The 25,101-nt window shown below is 65.9% G+C and carries 11 protein-coding genes and 1 tRNA gene; 5 read left to right on the forward strand and 7 right to left on the reverse strand.

The annotated features are described in order from the left end of the window. From ACLP4W_RS15655 to ACLP4W_RS15665, 3 genes are all read left to right on the forward strand, one after another. Positions 1–718: glycoside hydrolase family 6 protein (locus ACLP4W_RS15655; protein WP_442387386.1), on the forward strand; the 718-nt coding region annotated here is incomplete at its 5' end. A 3-nt stretch (positions 719–721) separates the two neighbouring features. Further along, positions 722–1,120, forward strand: a complete 399-nt coding sequence (locus ACLP4W_RS15660; RefSeq protein WP_442387388.1) for a YchJ family protein — start codon at positions 722–724, stop codon at positions 1,118–1,120. 58 nt (positions 1,121–1,178) lie between these two features. Further along, positions 1,179–2,324, forward strand: a complete 1,146-nt coding sequence (locus tag ACLP4W_RS15665) for a zinc-binding dehydrogenase (RefSeq protein ID WP_442387390.1) — start codon at positions 1,179–1,181, stop codon at positions 2,322–2,324. A 28-nt stretch (positions 2,325–2,352) separates the two neighbouring features. On the opposite strand, the gene ACLP4W_RS15670 is transcribed toward ACLP4W_RS15665, so the two are convergent. The 3 genes from ACLP4W_RS15670 to ACLP4W_RS15680 all read right to left on the reverse strand — a co-directional run bounded on the left by ACLP4W_RS15670 (position 2,353) and on the right by ACLP4W_RS15680 (position 4,525). After that, positions 2,353–2,423, reverse strand: a tRNA-Cys gene (locus ACLP4W_RS15670). A 130-nt stretch (positions 2,424–2,553) separates the two neighbouring features. Further along, on the reverse strand, positions 2,554–3,771 hold the full coding sequence (locus tag ACLP4W_RS15675) for an N-acetylmuramoyl-L-alanine amidase (protein WP_442387392.1): 1,218 nt from the start codon (positions 3,769–3,771) through the stop codon (positions 2,554–2,556). A gap of 262 nt (positions 3,772–4,033) precedes the next feature. Next, complete coding sequence (locus ACLP4W_RS15680; RefSeq protein WP_442387394.1) at positions 4,034–4,525, reverse strand: hypothetical protein; 492 nt, start codon at positions 4,523–4,525, stop codon at positions 4,034–4,036. 61 nt (positions 4,526–4,586) lie between these two features. Here ACLP4W_RS15680 and ACLP4W_RS15685 point away from each other — a divergent pair, with 61 nt between their 5' ends. Then, positions 4,587–5,222: a MerR family transcriptional regulator gene (locus ACLP4W_RS15685; RefSeq protein WP_442387396.1), complete on the forward strand. Its 636-nt coding sequence runs from the start codon at positions 4,587–4,589 to the stop codon at positions 5,220–5,222. Further along, entirely contained in the window at positions 5,219–8,245 is a 3,027-nt protein-coding gene (locus tag ACLP4W_RS15690; RefSeq protein ID WP_442387398.1) for a DUF4349 domain-containing protein, read from the forward strand. Before ACLP4W_RS15685 ends, ACLP4W_RS15690 begins: the two co-directional genes overlap by 4 nt. Here the strand turns inward: ACLP4W_RS15690 and ACLP4W_RS15695 are convergent. From ACLP4W_RS15695 to ACLP4W_RS15710, 4 genes are all read right to left on the reverse strand, one after another. Beyond that, complete coding sequence (locus ACLP4W_RS15695; RefSeq protein ID WP_442387489.1) at positions 8,229–21,407, reverse strand: BTAD domain-containing putative transcriptional regulator; 13,179 nt, start codon at positions 21,405–21,407, stop codon at positions 8,229–8,231. The two genes, ACLP4W_RS15690 and ACLP4W_RS15695, sit on opposite strands and share 17 nt — an antisense overlap. A gap of 153 nt (positions 21,408–21,560) precedes the next feature. Next, on the reverse strand, positions 21,561–22,070 hold the full coding sequence (locus tag ACLP4W_RS15700) for a DUF2505 domain-containing protein (protein ID WP_442387400.1): 510 nt from the start codon (positions 22,068–22,070) through the stop codon (positions 21,561–21,563). Between the two features lie 117 nt (positions 22,071–22,187). Further along, entirely contained in the window at positions 22,188–24,704 is a 2,517-nt protein-coding gene (gene glgP, locus ACLP4W_RS15705; RefSeq protein WP_442387402.1) for an alpha-glucan family phosphorylase, read from the reverse strand. A gap of 123 nt (positions 24,705–24,827) precedes the next feature. Next, positions 24,828–25,094 carry a YdeI/OmpD-associated family protein gene (locus tag ACLP4W_RS15710; RefSeq protein WP_442387404.1) on the reverse strand — a complete coding sequence of 89 codons (267 nt, stop codon included), beginning with the start codon at positions 25,092–25,094 and terminating at the stop codon, positions 24,828–24,830. Positions 25,095–25,101: the final 7 nt, after the last annotated feature.

The following is a 25,101-nucleotide window of genomic DNA, read 5'->3' on the forward strand; positions in this document are numbered from 1 at the left end:
GGTCGCGAAGTACACCGGCGACGCGCAGGCTGCTGGCGCCATCCCGGTTCTGACGCTTTATGGAATCCCCCACCGCGACTGCGGCAGCTTCGCTGCGGGTGGCTTGGCGACGGCCGACGACTACCGCTCGTGGATCGACGGCATCGCGTCCGACGTGGGCGCTTCGCGGACGGCGATCATCGTCGAGCCCGATGCACTCGCCATGGCCGACTGCCTGTCGGCCGACCAGCGCCAAGAACGTTACGACTTGATTCGCTACGCCGTCGACACGCTGACGCGCAATCCGGCCACGGCCGTGTATGTCGACGGTGGTCACTTGCGCTGGCATAGCCCCGAGGACATGGCCGCCAGGCTCAACAAGGTCGATGTCAGCCGCGCGCGGGGTTTCAGCCTCAACACTTCGAACTTCTTCACCAGCGGGGACGAAATCGGTTACGGCGAGGCGATTTCGGCGCTCACCAACGGTTCGCACTACGTGATCGACACGTCGCGCAACGGCGTCGGACCAGCGCCCGACTCCGAGCTCAATTGGTGCAACCCCAGCGGCCGAGCGCTGGGCACTCCGCCTACCGCGGCTACCGGGGCCGCACACGCCGACGCCTACTTGTGGATCAAACGTCCCGGTGAATCCGACGGAACATGCGGCAAGGGTGATCCGCCGGCGGGCACCTTCGTGAATCAGTACGCCATCGATCTGGCCCGCAACGCGGGCCAGTAGGACGTGGACGAACTCCTCGGGCCGTCGTGCCCCTGCGGCAGTGACGATAGCTTTCGGGCTTGTTGCGGGCCGTTTCACCATGGCGAGCTGCAGGCCCGATCGGCCGAGGCGTTGATGCGGTCGAGGTATTCGGCATACGCCTGCGGAGACGCCGACTACCTGTTCCGCACCTGGCACCCGCGAACGCGGCCGGTCGGTGTGACCGTTGACCCTGGCATCACCTGGACGGGTCTGAAGGTGATCGACACCGTCGCGGGTGGCCCAGACGACGATGTTGGGGAGGTGGAGTTCACGGCCCACTTCGAGTCGGCGGGCCACGCCGGCAGCATGCATGAGCGCAGTCGCTTCGAGCGCCGCGCCGGCCGATGGTTTTACGTGGACCCTGTGACGGAAGATCTGTAGCTGCGTTTCGCGTTGACACGCTTGAAGGTCGACCCACAACAGGAACAAGGGAGCACCGATGGCCGGAGATTTGCCTGATATCGCCCTAGAGCTGCGTTCGTTGGTGACGTCTGGTGGCACGCTCGAACTCTCGCTGCACGAGGTTCCAGTTCCAGCCCCCGGCGCCGATGAGGTGTTGGTGCGTGTGGAAGCCTCGCCGATCAACCCGTCAGACTTAGGCCTTCTCATTGCAAGCGCGGACATGACTACTGCGACGGTCGGGGGCACGCCTGAGCGTCCCGTCGTCACCGCCTCGGTCAAAGAGGCCACCCTGGGAGCGCTGTCGGCCCGACTCGACAAGTCGCTTCCGGTGGGTAATGAGGGCGCTGGCACCGTGGTGGCCGCAGGGTCATCCTCAACGGCCCAGGCCCTCATCAGAAAAACGGTGGCGATTGCAGGCGGCGCGATGTACTCGCAATACCGAGCGGTTGACGCTTCCGCATGTCTGGTCCTGCCCGAGGGGGCCACGGCAAGGGACGGAGCATCGTCCTTCGTCAATCCGATGACGGCACTCGGAATGACTGAAACGATGCGCCGCGAGGGACATTCCGGTCTCGTGCACACCGCCGGGGCGTCGAACCTCGGCCAAATGCTGGTCAAGCTCTGCCAGAAAGACGGGATACCGCTGGTCAATATCGTCCGCAAGCCCGATCAAGAGGAGCTGCTGAGGTCGCTCGGCGCAACCTATGTCCTCAACTCGGCATCGCCGTCGTTCGCGACAGACCTCGTCCAGGCGCTCAAAGCGACATCCGCGACGCTTGCTTTCGACGCCACGGGTGGTGGAACGCTGGCTAGCCAGATCCTTAATGGCATGGAGGAGGCGGCCAACTCGACCGCGGCGGAGTACTCGCGCTACGGGTCGAACGTTCACAAGCAGGTCTACATTTACGGCGCACTCGACACCAGTCCCACGGTGCTTAGCAGGAACTTCGGCATGGCTTGGGGGGTCGGAGGGTGGCTGCTCACCCCGTTTCTTCAGGGCGCAGGGGCCGAGACGTTTGGTCGGCTGCGCGCTCGGGTGGCCGCGGAGCTCACCACGACGTTCGCGAGTAGCTATACCCGGGAGGTTTCACTTGCCGGCATGCTCAATCCCGACGCGTTCAACGTATACGTCAAGCGAGCGACCGGAGAGAAGTTCCTCGTCACTCCGCACGCCCACCCCTAACTGCCGTCTAGTGGCGCGGCTTCCGCGGAGCGAGTGACGGGCTTCGAACCCGTGTATACGGCTTTGCAGGCCGCTGCCTAGCCACTCAGCCACACCCGCACGAACTGCTACCGTGCCAGCGCAGGCCGCTGCAGCCCAGTGTTTCCCTCGGCGCGATCATTTCGGTGTAGCGGCGCTGCGGGAACAGCCCGCATATTCTGAGGTGATTTTCTCGAGACTGCGCGCCCGGTCAAACTCGGTTGCGCGCCGGCGAAAACCGCTCAAGCTGCACGGGCGGCTCGTCTGCTGACGGCGGCGGCACCAGTGCAGCGACACCGTCGATCACGCTAACGACTGCCCCGCTCCCACGATCAACGCTCAGGGTGCCGTGTTGAAAATTCTGGACGACCCACTCGGGCTCCTGGATTTCGGCGCTGGTCGGCAGCCCCAACGCGCTGAGTTCGTAGCCGAGGGTGCCCCACGCGGCGTAGATGGCGCCAGTGACGGGCTGGGCCCCGCTGGCCGGCGACCAGTACATCGCTCCTTTCTCGAAGATGACGTACCGCGTGGCTCCCGCCCCTTGCGATTCCGGCGACGTCGGTGCGCCCAGTGCGCTGTTCATGCCGCCCATCGCCTGCCACCGGTCATAGATAGCAGTACCTTGTAGCGACTGCGCCAGATTCTGGGCGCTGGGGCGATTGTTGAACCGCGCGGCAATGTCGCGAATCTGGTTCATCAAGGCATATCCGAGGTTGCCGGGGCAATCAGTATCGCTGACGTCGCGGTGGGCAAAAATGCACGGCAGGCTCACGGCGGCGCCTTGGGGGAGACGGGTATAGGGGCCCCCTTCCGATGTCAACGCGACGCTGCCCTGCGGGTCGATGCCATCCATGGCCAGCCGCCACCCGAGCAGGCGCCCGACGGTGTGCACCTGAACCGGCGTGGGGCCCACCGTGTCGAACTCGCCGATCATGCACACCGCCCACGTGTTGCGGTTGAACCCGCCGGTGTGGGTGCCCCGAACCGCTCTGGTCATCCCGCCGAATCGGCCCTCGAATACCTGACCGTACTTGTCGACCAGGGCGTTGTAGGCGATGTCCGGCCAGCCCAGGGTGCGGGTGTGGTAGGCGTAGATCGACCGCACAATTGCCGCCGAATCCTGCTGTGCATAATCATTTACGCCGGCCGTATGGTGCACGATGCCTGCCTTGATTCCGTTGTCGTACATCGGTGCTCGGCTGCGAATCGACTCATCGGCCCCCCACTGGGCGCGACTGACGATATCGGGTGCCTGCCCGGGCACTTCGACCGCCGCAACCAAGGCCGGATCCGCCCCAGCACTCGGGGGTTGGGCCAGCCCTGATGCGGCGGTGCCCAAACCCAGCATGATTGGCGCGGCCGCAACGTATTTGAGGACGTCACGGCGCGAAACGTACGGTAACGCTGAGCACCCGCACCAATTAGGCACGGCAACACGGTAACCCGCGGTGACAATATTCGTAACGCGACCCGCCGCAGCCGAATACAGTTGAACGCGGTGGGTTCGCAGTGCTGCCAACAGGGTTCAGCACACACCAATCAACGCGTGTCTGTGGCCGGCCAGCCTGGACCGAGATGACCCGCCCACCGCTGAGCGGCGGTCCCCACGAGGGCCGCCAAAGGAAAAGGCCCGCACACCGTTTGGTGTGCGGCCCCGCCCCACTTCAGAGGTATATGAAAGGCCCAATTGCCTACAAGAACAGCGCCACCGGTTCCATCCAGAGTGGGGAGAGCAGCACCGGGTACGTCCACGGCGGCCAGAGCAGCGCCGGGTTCGCCCCCGGCGGCGGCCAGTTGTTGTCGTTGGCGTAGGCCCACACCTCCCAAGGGTTGTCGTAGTACGCCGCCGTCTCGACCAGGCTGAACCAGTCCTGGTTCGGGTGGAACAACCAGTAGCCCGTCCCGAGATGGGTGGTGACGTTGCCCATCGTGGTGGCAAAGCCCGGCAGTCCGACGCCGCCGCGGTAGACGTGCGAACCCACGAGTTCGCTGAGGGCGGGGTCGTAGTCGGAGTTAGGGGTGAAGTGATTGATGACCTGAACGCCGTAGCCCAACGCCGTTCCCGGGAACCCCCAGGTGTAATCCAATAGAAAGGCGGCCCATCCGCGCCAGTCGCGAAAGTTGTAGATGCCCAACTCGCGCTGGATGAGCCGGTTCGCGTCGTTGATTGCCGTGTCCACCACGCCTGTCCCACCGTGCCTCCGAAACATTGACAGTGTTATCTGACAGTGTCAGTATCGATGGATGACCGAAGTGGCGTCGTGGACGCTGGACGAGCTGGTGCGGCGGGTCGCCGCCTGCCTGGCGGGTCCCGCGTACCCGGGAGCGCCCAACGGGCGAGTCCGGGAGCTGCCCGATCGGCGGGTTGTGCGGTGGTACACGACAACCGGACTCGTCGACCGGCCCGCCATGCAAGGGCGCACGGCGCTGTACGGCCCCCGGCACCTGCGGCAGATCGTCGCTGTCAAACGGCGCCAGGCCGAGGGCCGCTCGCTTGCCGAGATCCAGGCCGAACTGGCGGGAGCGGCAGACCAAACGCTGCGCGAAGTCGCCGCCGTTCCCGACGAACTCCTCGCGGCGGAGCCGGCGCGGCCCCAGGAGCCACCACCAGCGGAGCGCCCCGGTCGCCGACGGCGGTTCTGGGCCGAGCCGCCCGCTGCCGCGCAACCGCTGACGAATGGCAGCGGCGGTGACACTGTCACCAAGCTGGCCGCGGTGAGTCTGCCCGGCGGAGCGCTGTTACTGCTGCCCGCCGGACCTGGTCACAGTGGCCGACCAGACGAAAACGACATCGACGCGATCCAGGCGGCCGCTCGGCCGTTGCTCGAACTGCTGGCCGAGCGCGGCCTGCTAACCCTTGATGAACGGAGCCCATCATGACCGTCCGCATCACGTCGATGACCGACGCGGAAACGACTCGCGAGGCCACGGACGAGACCGCCGACGAGGCTGGGCTGGGTGCTCTGAGCACCGAGCGCGGCAATCTGCCGCTCGAATGCATCGACGTGCGGGCGCAGATCACCGGGCTCACCAGCTCTGTGGAGCTGACGCAGGAGTTTGTCAATGCCTTCGACGTACCTCTGGAAGCCACCTACGTGTTCCCACTGCCGGATCGGGGTGCGGTGACGCGAATGCAGATGACCGCCGACGGGCGGGTCGTCGAAGCCGAGCTACGGGAAAGGGAGGCTGCCCGCGAGGCGTACGACGAGGCCATCGCGTCGGGCCGGCGAGCATCCATCGCCGAGGAGGAGCGCCCGGACGTTTTCACCATGCGGGTGGGGAACATCTTGCCCGGTGAACGGGTCAGCATCGCACTTACTCTTGTCAGCCCCTTGACCTACGCGGATGGCGAGGCGACATTCCGCTTCCCGCTTGTTGTTGCGCCGCGGTACATCCCGGGCGGCGCCCTTGCGGATATCGCCGTCGGCGACGGCTACGCCGACGACACCGAGGCGGTTCCCGACGCGTCGCGCATCACCCCGCCCGTGCTGCTGCCCGGTTTCCCGCACCCGGTTCTGCTGGCCGTAGAGGTCGGCATTGACCCCGCCAGTCTCACCCTGTCGGAGGTGCGCTCGAGCCTGCACGCGGTGTCCACCGAGGACGGTCGGATACGGGTGCAACCCGGCGAGCGGGCCAACCGGGATTTCGTTCTGCGGCTGCGTTACGGCGCCGAAGGCCTCACCGACTCGCTCGTCCTGGTTCCCGATGCGAAGGGCGACGAAGGGACTTATCAGCTCACCGTTCTGCCGCCGGCGTCGAGTGCGCCGCCGCGCCCTCGGGAGCTGGTGCTGGTGCTGGATCGCTCCGGGAGCATGGCCGGGTGGAAGATGGTGGCCGCTCGGCGCGCCGCGGCGCGGATCGTCGACACGCTCACCGGCGGTGATCGGTTCGCGGTCTTGACATTTGACGATCGGATCGACCGCCCCGCCGGCCTACCCGATGGGTTGGTCGAGGCCAGCGACCGCAATCGGTACCGCGCCGTCGAGCACCTCGCCCGCGTTGACGCACGCGGCGGCACCGAGATGGTTGCGCCGTTGCGGCAGGCTCTCGCGTTAGTTGGCGGGTCGCGCAACGGCGACATCCGCGACGCCCGCGATGCCATCGTCATCCTTGTCACCGACGGGCAGGTCGGTAACGAGGACCAGTTACTGCGCGAATTGTCCGGCGACCTGCAGCGGGTGCGGGTGCACACGGTTGGCATCGATCAGGCCGTCAACGCCGGATTCCTGGGCCGCGTGGCCAGTGTCGGCGGGGGGCGCTGCGAGCTGGTGGAAAGCGAGGACCGCCTCGATGAGGCGATGGATGCCATTCACCGTCGCATCGGCAGGCCGCTCGCCTACTCGCTGGCCCTGCGCGCCGAGGGACTGGCGACCATCGAGGACACCGTGAGCCCGGCTCGGATACCCGACCTGTTCCCGGGGGTGCCGCTGGTGGTGACCGGCCGCTATCGGGGAAGCGCGGCCGGCTCGCTCGTCCTGCACGGCACGACGCGCGAAGGCGGGGACTGGTCGTCAACCGTCTCCGGACAGCGCCGCGAGGCCCCGGCAGTGACCGCTCAGTGGGCGCGGTCCCACTTGCGTGACCTCGAGGACCGTTACGCCTCGGCTAACACGGAGGCCCTGGAGAAGCGAATCGTCGACACGTCGTTGCGGTTTGGTGTGTTGTGTAGGTTCACCGCATTCGTCGCCGTCGACAGTCGGGTCGTTGCCGAGGGTGGGCTGCAGCACCGCGTGATGCAACCCGTGGAGGCGCCGGCCGGATGGGACGCGGGGCGGCAGCGATACGATGCTGACCTTCTGCTTAGAGCCGCGCCGGTGTCCCGAAGCGTTGCTCGTATGGCCCGGGCCCTCATGGCCGAGCCGATGGCGTCGGCTCCGGCTGACGCCGCTGCCGCGATGCCGAGCGAACCCGCGCCATCCGTCAAGGCGCCACCGCGAGCATCCAAAGCACGAACGGTCAAGCTGCGCAATGTGATTGCCGTGGCGGTGGCCACCGCGTTGCTCATCGGCGGCGGCTGGACCTGGTCGCTCAGCCGGAATGGGGTCTCGCCTCCGATGCGCGACGGCATAGTGGCCGGCAAGGTCCCAGCATCGGGGGATACCGGCACAGCTAGCGAGACGAGGGGCGGTGTTCCGGAGAACACGATCGCAGCGCCGGAGGCACCCCCGCCGCCACAGGCCCCTCAGGACAGCACCTTCAAACGCGACATCGTCACCACGGGATCCGTGCAGATGATCGTCGCCGAGCCCACCCAGGCGGCCGACCAGCTCGTCTCAGCGGTCACCGATGCGGGCGGGCGAGTGGACTCGCGATCGGAGCGATCCGGATCATCGTCGCCGACAGTGGATCTCGTGGTGCGGATCCCTGCGGACAAGCTCGACGGGGTCCTGGCCGACGCCAAGAAACTCGGGACCGTCGAGTCGATGTCGATCGGGCACAGCGACGTCACTTCGCAGCGCGTCGACCTCGATGCCCGCATCGAGGCGTTACAAACCTCGGTCAATCGACTGCTGCAACTGATGGGCCGGGCGGGTAACGTTGCCGACCTGCTTGCGGCGGAGTCATCGCTGACCCAGCGGCAGGCCGAGTTGGACTCGCTCAGGGCGCAGCGCGCCGCACTTGGCGACCAGATCTCCTATGCGACGATCAACGTCAGCCTCTCGGCCAAACCGACGGTGACCCACGGTGGTTTCCTTGGTGCGCTCCAACACGGGTGGCAGTCGTTGCTCTCCGCTGTCCATGGCGTCGTGGTGACGGTCGGATTCCTGATCCCGTGGATACCGGTGCTGGCCGTGCTGGCGTTGGTTATCGTCTTGGTGCTGCGCCGCAAGCCTTTCCGGCGAGCATCAAGCGCTGGCGCGAGCTCGGCACCAGACTCAGACGAAGCTAGCCGGACCGATTGAGTTCCTCGAATCGGGCCAGGGCCGAATCGCGCTGGTCTGCGTCGAAGGCCTCAAAACGTGTCACGCGGCCGCCGTCGAGCAGGATGAGCATGACAAGTGGAATCTCGATCGCGACGCCATCGGTCGACGTGCCTCTCAAGACCACGTGGCTGACAACGCCCATCGCCGACTGCGTGAGAACCTCGGCTTGTTCGACCCAAAAGTCGGGTACGAGCGACGCCATCGTCAGGATCGACGACATGTGGTCGGCGATCGTTTGGACGCCTGGACTGGACAGCTGCCGGTGGTTGACATACGTGGCACCGGCGCTGAGTGTGGCGAACGCATCCCAGTCATGACGGTTGGTGGCCTCGGTCAGCTGGCCTACCACCTCGATGACCTCGGGATGCGCGACCTCTCCAGATGCGATCCATTGAGCCGTGAGCTCAGCGAACGCGTCGTTCAGGTCGTCGGGATCGAAGCTGACGGTGACGCGCATCAGGTCGTCATCGCCGACTTCCGTGACGTGCAAGAGCTCCGCGGCGATCGGTCGATCGGCATCATCGGTGTCGCGGTAACACGCGCGGGTCAGCGAGAGGCGAGGTCCCCTGATTGCGATGGGCTCCACCGTCATCTGCCAACCGCTCGGCGCAAGCTCGAATATCGCCTGTACAGCCTTCCGCCGTACTGGACCATGGTGTACGTCACGCATGCCTTTTCGCCGGTCCTCAAAGCGAACGCCCGCACTTCCGAGGGCAAGGAAACCGTCAAGGTCGCGTCGATTGTATGCATCGGTGACACGTCCCCAGGCCCGGGTCGCGGCGTTCTCAAGCCACGCCTGCCGATCGAGCTCGTCGAACCTCGTGATTGCGGCGTCGAGGTCTGCCTCGTCGAAGATTTCGCAGCGGCTGATGAGGTCGTCTTCGACCGTCACAATGCCGATCTCCCGCCACTCGGCGTCGAAGCCGTCTCGTGAGGTTGCTTTCATCACGTGGGTCACGACGGCGCCGAGATTGCTCAGCCGATGCACGGTCTCGATGTAGAGCCGGTTGTCGGGCGTGAGGTCCCTCCCGGCACGGACGTACGCCGTCATGTCACCGGGCGCAAAAGCTATCCCTCGCCTGTGGTCGGTGTTCACCCAATCGGGCGTCGTTGGGGAGAGCTCGTGCCGATTGAACGCAGCGTAGATCCCGGTGATCACCGACCATGTGCGCGAGTGGGCGGCCGCCTCACCCGCGAGGTAGCGAGCGTCGAGCTCCTCGAAGGCGGCGTCGATGTCGTCGAGATCGAACAGGATACGTGCCGCGAACCGGCTGTCTGTGTCGATCTCGACGATGTTGAGCAGGTCAGTGTGGAACGCCTCGGGTCGCTGATCTCGGCCCGACAAGCGGATTCGGGCGAGGGCAAGGCGCTCGCCACGGGTTGCAATGACCGTCGACGTTAGATCAGTCACCCCGACGTCGGCGGTCGCCCGTATGTTCGCGAGGTCGATATCGCGTCCGCGCAGAATCCCGCTGCTGACAACCGAACGGCGATCGTCGGTGGATATTTCGTCGGCCGACATCTCAGCGATTGCAGCCCAGTTGCGCGCCGCAAAGTAGGCTAGGAAGCGCTCGATTAGTCGGCTTGCCGCGTTTTCCAGTCGACGCGCCGGTGGGCGCAGTTCCTCAAATCGTGCGAGCGCGGCGTCGAGGTCTGCCTCGTCGAACATTTCGCAGCGGTTGAACCGGTCGCCTTCGACCGTGAAGAGGTCGATCATTCGCCACTCGGCGTCGAAGCCTTCTGGCGAGGTCCCATTCGCCGTAATTGTGACGATCGCTCCGAAATTGCTAAGCCGATGCACCGCCTCGATGTGGGTGGTGAGGTCCGGCGTGAGGTCCCAAATGGCGCGCATGGCGGCGGGCAGATCACTCGCGTCGATCGGGGCGAGCGGCCGGTGGTCGATGGTGACCCAGTCCGCCGCAGGGAGTTCGTGCCGGTTGAACGCGGCGCAGCTCCCTGCGATAACCGACCACGCGTGCGCGTGGGAGGCCGCTTCGCCGGCGAGGTAGCGGGCGTCGAGCTCTTCGAAGGCGGCGTCGATGTCGTCAAGGTCGAGCATGACGCAGCCCATGATCCGCTGGTGGCTGTCGATCTCGAGGACCCCGAGAACGTCGGTGCGGAACGCCTCGGGCCGTTGGTCGCGCCCCGAGAAACGGTAACGACTCAGGACGAGGCGCTCGCCACGGGTCGCGATGACGGCGGACGGTATGTTCTTTACCCCGACATCGGCGGTCGCCCGCCAGTCGGCGATGACGGTATCCCTGCCGCACCGCATCCCGACGCCCATAAGCGGACGGCGATCGTCCGTGGAGGTGTCGTCGGTCAACATTTCCGCGATTGTGTCCCAGTCGCGGTCCGCGAAGCTGGCGTTAAAGCGCTCGGCCACTTGGCTTGCCTTGTTTTCGAGCCGCCGCGCCTGCGGTCGCAATTCCTCAAACCGTGCGAGCACGGCGTCGAGGTCTGCCTCGTCGTAGACTTCGCAGCGGCTCAGCAGGTCGCCTTCGAATGCGAAAATGTCGATCGTCCGCCACTCAGCGTCGAAGCCCTCTTGCGAGGTCCCCTTCAGGGTTTGGGTGACGACGGCCCCGAGTTCGCCCAGCCGATGCACCGCCTCGATGCAGAGGCTGAGGTCCGGCGCAATGTCCCAAATGGAACGAGTCGCTGTGACCAGATCAACCGCCCCGAGGGTTTGGAGTGGTCGATGATCGATGTAAACCGAATCTGGTGTCGTCGAGGGGAGTTCGCGACGGTTGAACGCGGCGTAGGCCCGCGTGACGAGCGACCAGGTGTGCGCGTGGGGGGCCGCTTCGCCGGCGAGGTAGCGAGCATCGAGCTCCGCCAACGCAGCGTCGATGTCGTCGGGGTCGAACACGACCTGCGCCGCGGCCCGGTTGTTCGTGTCGATCTCGAGGATGGTGAGCGTCTCGGTGTAGAAAGCCTCAGGCCGCTGGTCTCGGCCCGACATGCGGGCACGACTGAGGGCGAGGCGCTCTCCGCGGGTAGCAATGACTGTCAACGCAATGTTTACGACTCCGAGGGCGGCGATGGCACGCATGTTCGCGATGTCGGCGTCTCGGCCGTGTTGGTTTCCGGCGTTCACGACCCGACGGCGATCGTCGACGGAGCAGTCGTCGGCCAGTAGTTCCGCCCTTGCGGTCCAGTCGCGGGCGGCGAAGTTCGCCCGAAGTCGTTCGGCCACTTGGGTTGCCGCGTTTTCCAGCCGCCGAGCCTGCGGGTGCAGTTCGTCAAAGCGGGCGAGCGCGGCGTCGAATTCTGCCTCGTCGAAAATCTCGCAGCGGCTGAGCGAGTCGCCTTCGACCGTCGCAACCACGATCTCCCGCCACTCGGCTTCAAAGCCTTCTTGCGAGGTCGCACGTGGCATCTGAGTGAAGACCGTTCCGAGGTCGCTCAAACGATGCACGGCTACGATGCGGTTTCTCACGTCCGGCGCGACGTCCCACGTGGCACGGATGTATGCCGTCATGTCGCCGGGCGCGAAAGCCGTCACAGGCCGGTGGTCGATGTTGACCCAGTCCGGCGTCGTCGGAGGCATCTCGTGCCGGTTGAACGCTGCGTTGGCGTTCGCGATGGCCGACCATGTGTGCGCGTGGGCAGCGGCTTCGCCGGCGAGGTACCGGGCATCGAGCTCCTCGAAGGCAGCGTCGATGTCGTCGACGTCGAACCCGACGCGCTCAATGATCCTGTTGTCGGCGTCGATCTCAACAATGTTGAGCACCTCGGCGCTGATTTCGCCGGCCCCCATGCCGCGGGTCGAACCGCAGATACGAATGAGGGCGAGGCGCGTTCCGCGGGTCGCCATGACGATCGACGCGATTCTCTCGGCCCCCACTTCGGCGACGGCTCGCATTTCCGCGATGTGGTCATCTCGACCGTGCCGGACGCCGGCATTCACGACTCGACGACGATCTTCTGTGGAAATATCGTCGGCGAGCAGCTCCTCCATGGCGTCCCAGTCGCGGACCGCGAAGTGGGTCCAGAACCGTTGATCCACTTGGGTTGCCGCATTCTCCAGCCGCCGCGACTGCGGGCGCAATTCCTCAAACCGCGCGAGCGCGGCATCGAGGTCTTCCTCTTCGTAGACCTCCACCCGTGGTTCTTCGGAAGCGAACAGAATGATGCGGCCCCACTGCAATTCGCTTCCGTGCGTGTCGGTGCCCTCTATGACGAGGGTGGTGACGGTCCCGTGGGCATCGAGAGCGTGCACAGCCTTTGTCCGATAGCGAGCGTCGGGCACAAGTGCCCACAGCTCCTCGACCCCCCGCCCAAACTCTTCGCCCGATGCGAACGGGATTCGCCGATGATCGGCATAAACAAATCGCCCAATCATGGGCCCCGGCTCGTGACGGTTGAGCTCCCCGATCGTTTGCATCCCGAGTTGCCACACGCGCGCGTAGGGTGCCGCTTCACCTGCGAGGTACCGGGTATCAAGCTCCTCAAAGGCGGCGTCGGTGTCGTCCAGGTCGAACGAGACAGCCGCGACGATCTGCCCGTCGGCGTTGATCTCCCCGATGACGAGCACATCTGTGCGAAATCCCTCGGGCCCTTGATCGCGGAGCGACAAGCGGAGATGCCCCAGGACAAGGCGCTCCCCACGGGTCGCCAAGACGGTCGGTGTCAGGTACCTGGTGCCCAGGTCGGCGATCGCCCGCATGTCTGCGATCTGGCCGTCTCGACCATGTCGGACTCCCGCGCCCACCACCGGACGGCGATCGTCCCGGAAGGAATTGTCGGCCAATATCTCCGCCATGGCGTCCCAGTCGCCTGCCGCGAAGTACGCCAGGAAGTGCTCGGCCACATGGCTTGCCGCGTTTTCCAGCCGCCGCGCCTGCGGGTGCAGCTCTTCGAACCTCGCGATCGCGGCGTCGATGTCTGCCTCGTCGAATATCTCGCCGCGGTTGATCAGATCGCCTTCGACTGTCACAACGTTGATCCCCCGCCACTCGGCTTCGAAGCCCCCTTGCGAGGTCCCATGCCCGGCCCACGTGAAAACCGCTCCGAGGTTGCTCAGCCGATGCACAGTCTCGATGTAAACGCTGCCTTGGGGGTCTTGCGACGCACGGAGGTATGCGGTCGCGTCACCGGGCGCGAACGCTATTCCCCGACGGTGGTCGATGTTCACCCAGTCCGGCGTCGTCGCCGGGAGTTCGTGCCGGTTCATTGCGGCGTAGGTCCGCGTGATGACCGACCATATGTGCGCGTGAGCGGCGGCTTCGCCGGCGAGGTATCGGGCGTCGAGTTCCTCGAAGGCGGCGTCGATATCGTCGAGGTCGAACAGGACGTATGCCACGACCTGCGCGTCAGCGTTGATCTCGAGGACATCGAGCATCTCGCCGTAAAATGCCTCAGGCCTCTGGCCCCGGAGCGACATGCGGGTACGGCTCAGGGCCAGGCGCCCCCCGCGGGTCGCTATGTGGGTCGTCGCCCAGTTCGTGATCCCCAGGTCGGCGATTGTCCGCATGTCCATAATCTGGGCGTTTCGACCGTATCGGACTCCCGCGCCCACGACCCGACGGCGATCGTCACTGGAAAAGTTGTCGGCCATCATCTCCGGCATGGCGTCCCAGTCGCCTGCCGCGAAGTGAGCCAAGAAGCGCTCAGTCACTAGGGTTGCCGCGTTTTCCGGCCGCCGCGTCTGTGGATGCAGCTCCTCGAATCTTGCGAGCGCGGCGTCGAGGTCCGTGTCGTCGAATAGCTCGCTTCGGTCGATGAGGTCGCCATCGACCATGGAAATGTTGATCGCCCGCCACTCGGCGTTGAAACCTTCTTGCGATGTGCCATGCGCGGCATAGGTGACCACTGCCCCTGCGTCGCTGAGGCAGTGCACCGCCTCGATGTAAACCCGGCTGTGCAGCTTCACGTCCCAGGTGGCGCGGATGTATGCGGTGAGATCGCTCGTCTCGCTACCTTGTAGCGGCCGATGGTCGATGTTCACCCAGTCCGCTGTCGTCGAGGGGAGCTCGTAACGGTTGATGGCGGCGTAGGCCCCCGCTATGACCGACCACGTATGCGCGTGCGCGGCCGCTTCGCCGGCGAGGTAGCGGGCGTCGAGTTCCTCGAAGGCAGCGTCGATGTCGTCGGGGTCGAACGAGATGGCCGCGACGATCCGCTCGTGGTCGTTGATCTCGCCGACGACTAGCGCATCGGTGTGGAACGCCTCGGGTCGTTGATCGCTGTCCCAATGTCGGATACGCATGAGGACAAGGCGCTCCCCGCGGATCGCTATGACGGTCGACGTCACATTCGTGATCCACACTTCGGCGATCGCCCGCATGTCCACGATCTGGGCGTCTCGACCATGTCGGACTCCCGCGCCCACCACCCGACGGCGGTCGTCGACGGAATAGTTGTCGGCCAGTAGTTCGGCCATCGCGTCCCAGTCGCCTGCCGCAAAGTGCGCTAAAAAACGCTCGGAAACTTGGCTTGCTGCGTTTTTGAGCCGCCGTGCCTGCTGGTCCAGTTCCTCGAAGCGGGCGAGCGCGACGTCGAGGTCTGCCTCGTCGAAGACCTCGCAGCGGTTGACCATGTCGCCTTCGACCGTCAAGAGGTCGATCCCTCGCCACTCGGCGGCGAAGCCGTCGCGCGAAATGCCATGCCCCGCATGGGTGCAGACCGCCCCAACGTCGCTCAGGCGATGCACTTCCTCGACGTAGGTTCGGATGTCTTGGTCGAGGTCAAACCCGGCACGGAAGTACGCGATCAGTTCGCCGGGCGCGAAGGCTGCCCCCCGTCGGTGGTCGATGCTTACGCAGTCCGGCGTGGTTGGGGGCAGCTCGCGCCGGTTGACCACGGCATGGCCGCGCGTGATCACCGACCACGTGTGCGCGTGGGCGGCCGCTTCGCCGGCGAGGTAGCGCGCGTCGAGCTCGGTGATTGCCGACTCGAAATCGTCGAGGTCGAACACGACGATCGCCGCGATCTGATTGTGAGAGTTAATTTCGAGGACGCCTAGCGCATCCGACAGGAACTCCTCGGACCCGCGATCGCGGCCCGAGGCGTGCGCGAGGATGAGGCGCTCCCCACGGGCTGCGATGACGACGGGCGTTATGTACATGAACCCGGCGTCGGCTGTCGCCCGCAGGTTTGCGATCTCGGCATCTCGACCGTGTCGGATTCCTGCGTTTACGACCCGCCGGCGATCGTCGATAGAGATGTCGTCGGCCAGTACCTTCGCGAGCGCATCCCAGTCGCGGGCCGCGAAGTGCGCCGAGTAGCGCTCGACCGCCTGGCTTGCTGCGTTTTCCAGCCGTGTCGCCGGGCGGCTCAGCTGATCGAACCTCGCGATCACCGCATCGACGTCTGCCTCGTCGAATAGCTCGCAGCGGCTGATCCTGTCGCCGTCGACCGTAAAAATGTTGGCCGCGCGCCACTCGGCGTCGAAGCCCTCCTGCGAGGTCCAACGCGCCGCATGAGTGACGACGGCTCCGAGGTTGTTCAGGCGATGCACAGCCTCGACGTAGGTCTTGAAGTCCGGCGTGAGGTCCCATGCCGCGCGGATGAATGCGTTCGCATCACCGGGCGCGAAAGCTGCCGCGCGACGGTGGTCGATGTTCACCCAGTCCGGCGTCGTCGCCGCGAGTTCACCCCCGGTGATCGTGGCGTAGGCTCGCGCGATGGCCGACCATGTGCGGGCGTACGGTGCCGCCTCGCCGGCAAGGTATTGGGCATCGAGCTCCGCGATTGCGGCCTCGAAGTCCTCGGCGTCGAACATGATAAGCGCCGCGATCCGCTCGTCGGCGTCGACCTCGACGAGCTGAAGGACATCGACGCCGAATGCCCCGGGTGTCTCGTCGCCCTGCGAGAATCGCGCATGAGTGAGGACGAGCTGCTCTCCACGGGTGGCAACGACGTTTGACGTCGCGTGCGTGACCCCGAGGTCGGCAGCCCGCCGGACATTATCGATCGCGGCATCTCGGCCCCGTTGCACGCCTGCATTCACCACTCGACGGCGATCTTCGTTGTAGACGTCGTCAACCAGTGTGTCCGCCAAGGCGACCCAGTCGCGGGCCGCGAAGCACGCTTGCATGCGCTCGTACGTTCGGCAGGCCGCGTTCTCCAGCCGCCGTGCCGGCCGGGTTAGCTGTCCGAACCTCGCGATCGCGGCGTCGATGTCTGCCTCGTCGAAGACTTCTAAGCGGTCGATTTGGTCACCGTCGATCGTGAGAACGCTGATCACCCGCCATTCGGCGTTCACGCCCTCTTGCGAGGTCTCATGCGACGCGGAGGTGACCACAGCTCCGAGGTTGTCCAGCCGATGTACAACCTCGATCGAGCCGCTCACATGGGGCGCGAGGTACCACGAGGCGAGTAACGCGGGCAGTTCACCAGGCGCAAAAGACATCCCATGCCGGTGGTCGACGTTGGCCCAATCTGGCGTCGTCGAGGGCATCTCGTGCCGGTTGAGCGCGGAGTAGGCCCGCGTGATGACCGACCATGTGTGCGCGTGGGCGGCTGCTTCGCCGGCGACGTACCGGGCGTCGAGCTCGGCGATGGCGGCCTCGAAGTCGTCGGCGTCGAAAGCGACGTATCCCGCGATCCGCTCGTTGGCGTCGATCTCGACAATGCGGAGTATCACGGTGTGGAACGCCTCGGGCCCCTGGTCTGTCCCCGAGTAGCGGGTGCGAACGAGGGCTAGACATTCCCCGCGGATCGCGAGGACGTCTGACGTCATGGTCTTAGTTCCGAGGGCGGCGATCGTCCGTAACTCAGCGAGCTCGGTGGCGCGATCGTTGCCATCTCGGCGGCGTCCTCGCCGTCGGTCATCGACCCTAACGTCGTCGGCTAACAGCGCGCCGATCTCGTCCCAACGCCTTTCGGCAAAGAGCTCGTTGAACCGATCATCGGCGCGAGTCGCGGCATTTTCGAGCGGCGCTCGATGGCGTGGCTCCTCGAACCGGGCGTGCGCGGCGTCGAGTTCGGCGAGGGCGGCGTCGGTGTCTTCGACGTCGAACCACACCTGCAGCGCTATTCGACCTTCCTCGTCAATGCCGGCTACATGGAGCATCTCGTCCTGCGGCGCCCCCGAACTCAGATCTGCAGTGCCTATCTCGAGCCGGGTGAGGGCAAGACGCTCGCCACGCACGGCAAGAGCCGTGTGGCGGTAGCGCACCATACCCGTCTCCAGATAACGCCTCATATCCTGGGGCCACTCGCTCGATGGGACGTCGATCCGTGGGAAGCCGACGATCTTCCGGCGACTCTCGACGGACACGTATGGGGCTAACAGCTGCTTTACCTCGTCCCAGGCCTCGCGATTCACGGCATCAATCAACCGGCTGCCCGCTTGCACGCAAGCGTTGGTCAGTTCGACGGGCGCGGCTTCGGGTTGGGGTGGTTGAGGAAGGTCGGCGGCGCCAAGAATGCGGCGCGCGTTCTCGGCGAGCGCCGCAGCCCCCTTCCGTTCGTACAGCCCGACCGCCCGCTCGGCGGCGGCTCGCGCCCCCGCGACGTCGCCGCCGGCGCCCAAAACCCTTGCCAGCGCCAGACATGCGTCGCCGTGATCGACCAATGCGTCGGTGCGCTCGGCCCGGCTCACAGCAGCCTCGGCGACCAGCCGAGCCTCGTCGTGAGCATTGCCGCGCGAAAGCAGCTGCGCCCGAAGAGTGCGCCAGGCGATCGACGCCTTCAGCGCGTGTCCGGCGAGTCGTTCACTCTCCGTGCACAATTCGTCAGCCTCGGCATCTCGGCCGAGCGCAAGACATGTGCGGCCCAGCAGCGCGGCTGTCTCGGCTGTGTCGGCGTCGAGGCCCATGCGGCGAAAACCGTTGTAGGCCTGACGCAGATGCCCCTCGGCCGCGGCAGGATCGTCGACAACCAGCTCGACAATGCCGGCAAACTGCTCGACCTCAAGAAGGGCATGGCGCAGGCCGAGCTCGGTGACCGTGCGCCGGGCCGAGTCGATCATCCGTCGGGCTGCGGCACCGCGGCCGCGGAAGGCCTCCAAAACGGCCTGGCACCGCGTCGACGTCGCCTCGACCGCTGGCGAGTCTGTCGTGATTCGGAGCAGGCGCACCACGTCAAGACACCGACCGCCCGCGCGCGGAACCGGGTTGGGTCCCCACAGCGCCGCGAGTGGCGCGTTCGCCAGAACCGCGTTGACCCGGCGGTGTTCGCGCGCGCGCCGCGCCGCGGTGAGAGCGTCGTCCAGGGCGATTTCGCAGTCGCCGATTCGTCCAAGGCGGGCGAGGCAGCCGGCACGGACCGTGTGCGCCTTGGCTTCCCCTGCGGCATCGTCTAATTCGGCCAGCTTTTCGGCAGCTGTGCCCAACGCGGCTTCGACGTCGTCCAATCGCTCGGGATGGATCAGCATCGAAAGCTGGCCATCGAAGCACGTCGCCCAAGCCGCGAGGCGGGCTGAATCGACTGTCGTTCCTTGTAATTGCGATACGGCGCCCGTCGCCGAAGCCACGTCACCCGCGGCCAGCAGAGCCTCGCAGCGCGCTACTAGTAGTTCGGCCGCCTGGTCGTCGCGGTCGGGCAGCTCCTCATCAAACTCCTCTAGCGCGTGCAGGGCCCGATCGTAGAGATCGGCGGCGCCTTCGTAGGCGAGGCGGGCCATCGCCTGGTCCGCCGCGCGCCGGCAATACTCGACGGCCTTGGCCGCGTTTCCCGCCCACGCGCATTCGAAGTAGTGGTGGGCCAGCTCAGCGAGCAGCTCGTCGTCGGCGCCGGGTTCGTTCTCCAGGGTCGCGGCGATGCGCTGGTGCAGCCGCATGCGCCGCACCGACGCCAGCTCGGCAAGCAGCGACTGTCGGACGATGGCGTGGTTGAACCGGTAGCGACCGCCTGCCTCTTCGATGACGATGCCGGCCTTGCACGCCTCGTCGAACGCGTCGACGAGGTCGTCCCCGACCACGCGCTCGACCAGTTCCAGAGCGAACCGGCTGCCGACCACCGCGGCCGCGGCAAGGGCCTTGTTCGTCTCCGGCTCAAGCCGCGAAAGACGGCGACTCACAGCCTCGCGAACCCCCTGCGGCAAGGTGCTCTGGTCCCACCGGCCGCCACTTTCGTCCACATGGCGCAGGGCCTCGATCAAGAAGAATGGATTGCCACCCGTGACTGATGCCAGTGCCCGAGCCAGCTCTTCGTCGTCGTAGCCGGCCTCGGCGACGTAGGCGGTCACATCGTTCTCGTCTAGGCCGCTGAGCTGAATGCGGCTGGCGGTGCCAGAACCGGCGCTGCGGTGCAGGTCGGCGAGCATCGCGGCTAGTGGGTGGGAGCGGTCGAGGTCGGTGCTGCGGTACGTGCCGATGATCTGGACGCGGGCCTGTTCGCCAAAGCGCAGCAGGTGCCGCAATAGCAGCAGCGTGGGCTTGGCTGCCCAGTGCAGGTCGTCGAGTATCAGCACGACGGGCGCGCTCGTGGAGGCGACTCCCAACAACGCGACGACGGCATCGAAGAGTGCGTAGCGTTCGGTGTCGGGGTCGGCGCGGGTGGGTGGGGCCAGATCGGGCAGGACGTCGATCAGGCCCGGAACCAATGTGAGCAGTGCCTCAACGCCACGCAGCCCCCGAAGCCTGTTGGTACCCAGGCATGGCACCAGCGCACGCAGGGCTTCCGCGAACGGCTGGTACGGCGCACCGAGGTCCTCGTCGCAACGGCCGTAAATCACGAGCGCGCCCTGGTCGTAGGCCTGTCGGGACCATTCGCCGGCCAGACGCGTCTTGCCGACACCCGGTTCACCGGCGATCAGCACCGCGTTCGTGGCACCGGTCAGCGCGGTCTGCCAAGCGGAAAAAAGTTGCTCGAGCTCGCGCCCGCGCCCGACGAACGGCCCGGGGCCGGCTAGCACTGCGGGCAGGATCGGGCGCTCCAACGGCGCGTCGGTTGAGACTGGCTGAGGACGGTCGTCGGCGGTTTCCAGCCGCAGCTCGAAAACGCGCTCCGGGCGAGCGAGGTTGCGCAGCTCTCGCGTGCCCAAGTCGGCGAGCACAACGTCATCGGGCAGTGAGTCAATGACGAGCTCGGCGGTCGCACCCGAGCACAGGATCTGGCCACCCGCGGCCAGCGACCGCAATCGGGCGGCGCGGTTGACTGCCCGCCCGAAGTAGTCGCCGTCGCGGAACTCGACCTCCCCGGTGTGCAATGCCACCCGGATCCGCATAGGTTCCCGCAGCACCCACGGCTCGCCGGAGATCGCTTCTTGCAGCTCTATGGCGGCGGCGGCAGCCGCCGACGGCCGCTCGAAGACCGAGAACGTGGCATCGCCCTCGCCGCGCGTCTTGATCAGCCGTCCTCCGCGCGACGTGACGACCTGTTCAACGAGTTCGTCGTGTCGTGCGAGCGCCACCGCCATGGCGTCGGCGTCTGCCTCCCAGGCAGCCGTCGACCCCTCGATGTCGGTCAGCAGGAAGGTCACGGCGCGGGTCAAAGCCGGAACATGTTGTACCGCAGGGGTTTCCAGCGCAGCGTCCTGTGCGACGATCGCGGCCTCGAGTCGGCGAAGGTCCGGTCCGGGATCGACCCCCAGTTCATCGGCGAGCAGCGCCCGCGCCCGTTGATAAGCGCCAAGGGCTTCACCCTGCCTGCCGGCGCGGTAAAGCGCGAGCATCAGCTGGCCCCATCGTCTTTCGCGCAGCGGCGCATCGGCCACCGCGGCCTCGAGCTCGCCGATGATCTCCGCGGCCCGGCCCGTCGCCAGCAGCGCGTCAGCCCGGTCCTCCACCAGGGCGGCATGGCCCTCGATCCACCGCGTCTTTTCGGATGTTCCCCGTCGGCCATCGGGCAGTTCGGGGATTCCGCGCCAGAGGGCAAGCGCCTCCTCGAAACGGGCCACCGCTTGGCTGGTGTCGCCGGCCGCAGCGGCGTCACGGCCCATCTTGGCCGCCAATTTGTAACGCGAGGCATCTACCCAGGGCCCTTGCAGAGTCCAGCCCGTTCCCTCGGTCACCACGACGCCGTCGCCAAGGGCGCGGCGCAGCGAGGAGATGTGGGTCTGTAGGGCCTTGGCGGCGGTGCGTGGCGGATCATCGCCCCATAGCAGCGCGATCAGCGTGTCGGCCGACACAACCGACCCGTTGTGCAGCCCAAGCATCGTGAGGATGGCGCGCGGTTTGGCGCCCGGGATGGTGACGGTCGCGCCGTCCTGCCGGACCTGGAGAGGGCCCAAAACCCGCAGCTCCACCGATGGAAGCGTACTCACGTCAGCCATCCTCGGTGGGGCAATTCAATACCTGGTCAAGATCGAGTAAAGCCGCCGCGCGTGCAATTCGTGGGCGTTCGCGACTCTCTGTGCGGCCTCGCTTCGACCATGACAACCAGGCTGGCGCTCGCAGGCTCAATGTCGTGCGTGTTCGGCGATCCACGTAGTGGTGAAGCGCTGCAGCTCAGGGATGTTCTGAACCAAACCGACTCCGATGGTCTTCTCGAGTTGGCCGCCCACCAATGGGATTTTGACCTCCACCCTCACGGCGAAGCGCATTTGTGAGCCAACGTCCGCGGGCGCCAGCACCGCTTTCCCATGGCCTGATCCCAAACCACCGGAAGCCGAGACGTTGACGTGCCCGCGTACCTGGCCGTCACCGACCGGTTTCCACGTCTCGCTGTGCAGGAATCTCAGCTCGCCGGGAATGAGTTTGGCAACCAGCCCGGGCAGCAGCTGGCGACCCACGTGCTGGGTGGCGCGCATTGCCACCGTGCCGTCGGCGCGGACGGTCAGCGAATCCAACGTTGTGATGGCGTCGCTGGCCGCGAGGCGGGCCAGCCAATAGTCCTCGCTGCCGAACGCCGCCTGAATTTCTTCAACGCTGGCGGGCGATTCGGTCAAGATGTCGAATGAACGCGGCATAGCAGATCATTCTTACCAAAGTGAGGGTCATTGCGGGTCGCATCGCTGCAGCGCAGTCGAGAACCCCTATGACCGTGAAGGCCTTCTTGCGAAGTTCTGGCACGCCCGCCGGCGAAGCTAGCGGGTGTACCAGCAGATCTTTTCGGCTTCGAGCGGAACCGATGCGTCCTTGTGATGCGGCATGACGCGCGGGGTGTATACCTCGGGCGGTCGCTGCCCGTCGACGTGGACGCAGTAGCTGAACGTCCCGCGGACGACTTCGTCGCCGCGTTCCATCACGATCCGTTCGGTCGGACCGTTCTCCCAGGCGGCGGCGTACAGCTGCACCTGCACGGCCTGCGGGCCGATCGCGCCGAGCGAAACGAGGACCCGGAAGTCGTGCCCGCCTTCGGTCGACTCGACGTGAAGCGCGCCGAACGATACGTCGCTCCAGTAGTTCGCGATCATCTCGCGCCACCGTTGCACGTCGCTGCCGACCTGGCAGCGGTCGGCAAGGCGCGTGCGGTAGGCGACCGCCGCAGGGGCGTACAGCTCTTCCACGTACTGCCGGACCATGCGTTCCGAGGAGAACTGGGGTGTCAGCGTCGCCATGCTCTCGCGCACCCGCTGCATCCAGTCTTCCGGGATCCCGGTTTCGTTGCGCGCGTAGAACATCGGGATGATCTCGTTCTCCAGCAGCGCATAGAGGTTTTCCGCCTCCTGCGCATCCCACTGTGGGTCGCTACCGTGTTCCCGTCCGTCGCCGATCGCCCAACCCACGCGCGGGGTGTACGCCTCGGCCCACCAGCCGTCGAGCTCCGACAGGTTCAGGCCACCGTTGACCAGCACTTTCATTCCGCTGGTCCCGCTGGCTTCCCATGGCCGCCGCGGTGTGTTGATCCAGACGTCAACCCCATTGACGAGCTGTTCGGCCAGCAGCAGGTCGTAGTCGGATATGAACGCGACATGCGAGCGAATTTCCGGGCGTTGCGAGAACTCATACCAGCGCTGGATCATCTCCTTGCCGAATGTGTCGGCCGGATGCGCCTTGCCGGCGACGGCAATCTGAACGGGCCGTTCGGGATTGGTGAGGATGCGCGCGAAGCGATCGGGATCGTGCAGCAGCAGCGCGGTGCGTTTGTACTCGGTGAAACGCCGGGCGAAGCCCAGTGTCAGGGCTTTCGGATCGAAAATGCGCTGGGCTTCATCGATACGATCGGCGCCGGCGCCGGCGATGGTGAATTGGCGGGCCAGCCGTTGGCGGGCCCACGATACGAAGCGCTCGCGGTTGTGGTTGCGCATCCGCCACAACTCGGCCGCCGGGACCTTCTCCATCCATTCGATGATCGGCGTCGGAACGCCCATCCACTGCTGGCGCAGCTCGGCTTCTGTCCACACCTCATCGGCCGCCGGCGAGTCCCACGAGGGAACGTGGATCCCGTTAGTGACGTGGCCGACCGGAACCTCGTCGATCGGGCGGCGCGGAAAGAGATCCGCGAAGAGTTCGCGGCTCACCTCGCCGTGCAGCCGGCTCACGCCGTTGATGCGGGATGCTCCGCGAATCGCGAGGTACGCCATGTTGAACGGTTCGGAATCATCGTCCGGATGCATGCGGCCCAAGCTGAGGATCTTGCCGATCCCGACGTGCATCTCGGCCGCGAACGGCGAAAGGTAACTCACGACGTAGCTGGGATCAAACCGGTCGAAGGCCGCGGCGACGGGCGTGTGCGTGGTGAACACGGTGCCCGCGCGTGCGACGGTCAGCGCAACGTCGAGTGGAACGTCGTGCTCCCGCACGATCCAACGGGCTCGTTCCAACACGGCAAACGCCGCGTGGCCCTCATTGAGGTGACACACGTCGGGATCGAGCCCCAGCTCGCGCAGCAACCGCCAACCGCCGAACCCGAGCGCCATCTCCTGCTGCCAGCGGACTTCGGGATCGGCTTCGTAGAGCTGCGCGGTGATGCCACGGTCTGATGGGTCGTTGGCCGGATCGTTGCTGTCGAGCAAGTACAACGACAGCCGGCCGACGTTGACGGCCCAGGCGCGCAAGAACACGGTCCGGCCCGGAAAATCGAGCGGGATGCGGATCCACGCGCCGTCGTTGCCGCGCAACCGCTGCACCGGAATCTCGCTGGGATCGCTGAACGGGTAGAGCTCGCGCTGATTTCCCTGCGAGTCGAGGGTCTGACGGAAGTACCCCTGCTGATACAGCAAGCCGACTCCGACCACCGGGGCGCCCAGATCGGTGGACGACTTCATGTGATCGCCCGCCAGCACGCCCAGCCCGCCGGCGTAAATCGGCAACGCTTCGGAGAGACCGAACTCCATGCTGAAGTACGCGGTCAGACTCAGCGTTTTCGCCGCCTCCGATTGAGGAAACCAGAACGGCTCGCTGTTGCGCTTGTGGCGGTCTTCGATCAGCGTGTGCACCTGGGCGCTGAACGCCTCGTCGTTGCCCAGCTCGTCGAGCTCGGGCTGGCCGATCGATTTGAGCACCGCCCACGGATTGCGCGAAGCCTCCCAGAGCTCCGGATTGACGCGATGCCACACCCGGTCGGCACGGTGCGACGAGATGAGCCGCATGTCGAGTGCGAGGTCGTCCAGGCCATTAAGCGAGTCCGGGAGACTGATTTCCGTCCGATGATCTGCCATGAGCCACCTACTTATTGGTTGGACAGCGCCTGCGAACATACCTCGGACGCATTAATCCAAGACAAAACTCCGGTGACCGTAGGCTGCACGATGCAGCTGCTATTTTCCGGTGCGTGGAGGCGCTTACCTGCCAGTGCGCTCGCGGTGCTTACACCCCGGCCAGCAGCACGGTCGGCGCTGGCCTTCTTCGAGCTCCTCCTGGGTCCGGCGAATGCGGCGCTCTCGAGTCATCTGTTGCTTGGCATCCTCGACCCAGCAGATGAACTCGTTGCGCGCCAGGGGCGTGATGTCCTTCCAGGCAGCGAGTGCCGTCGAGTTGGCGATCAGCGCCTCGCGCAGGTCTGCGGGCAGCTTGTGCACCACCCCACCGGGCACTCGCGCGCTGCTCACCAGGCCA

The organism is Mycobacterium sp. (assembly GCF_052145595.1).
GTDB lineage: Bacteria > Actinomycetota > Actinomycetes > Mycobacteriales > Mycobacteriaceae > Mycobacterium.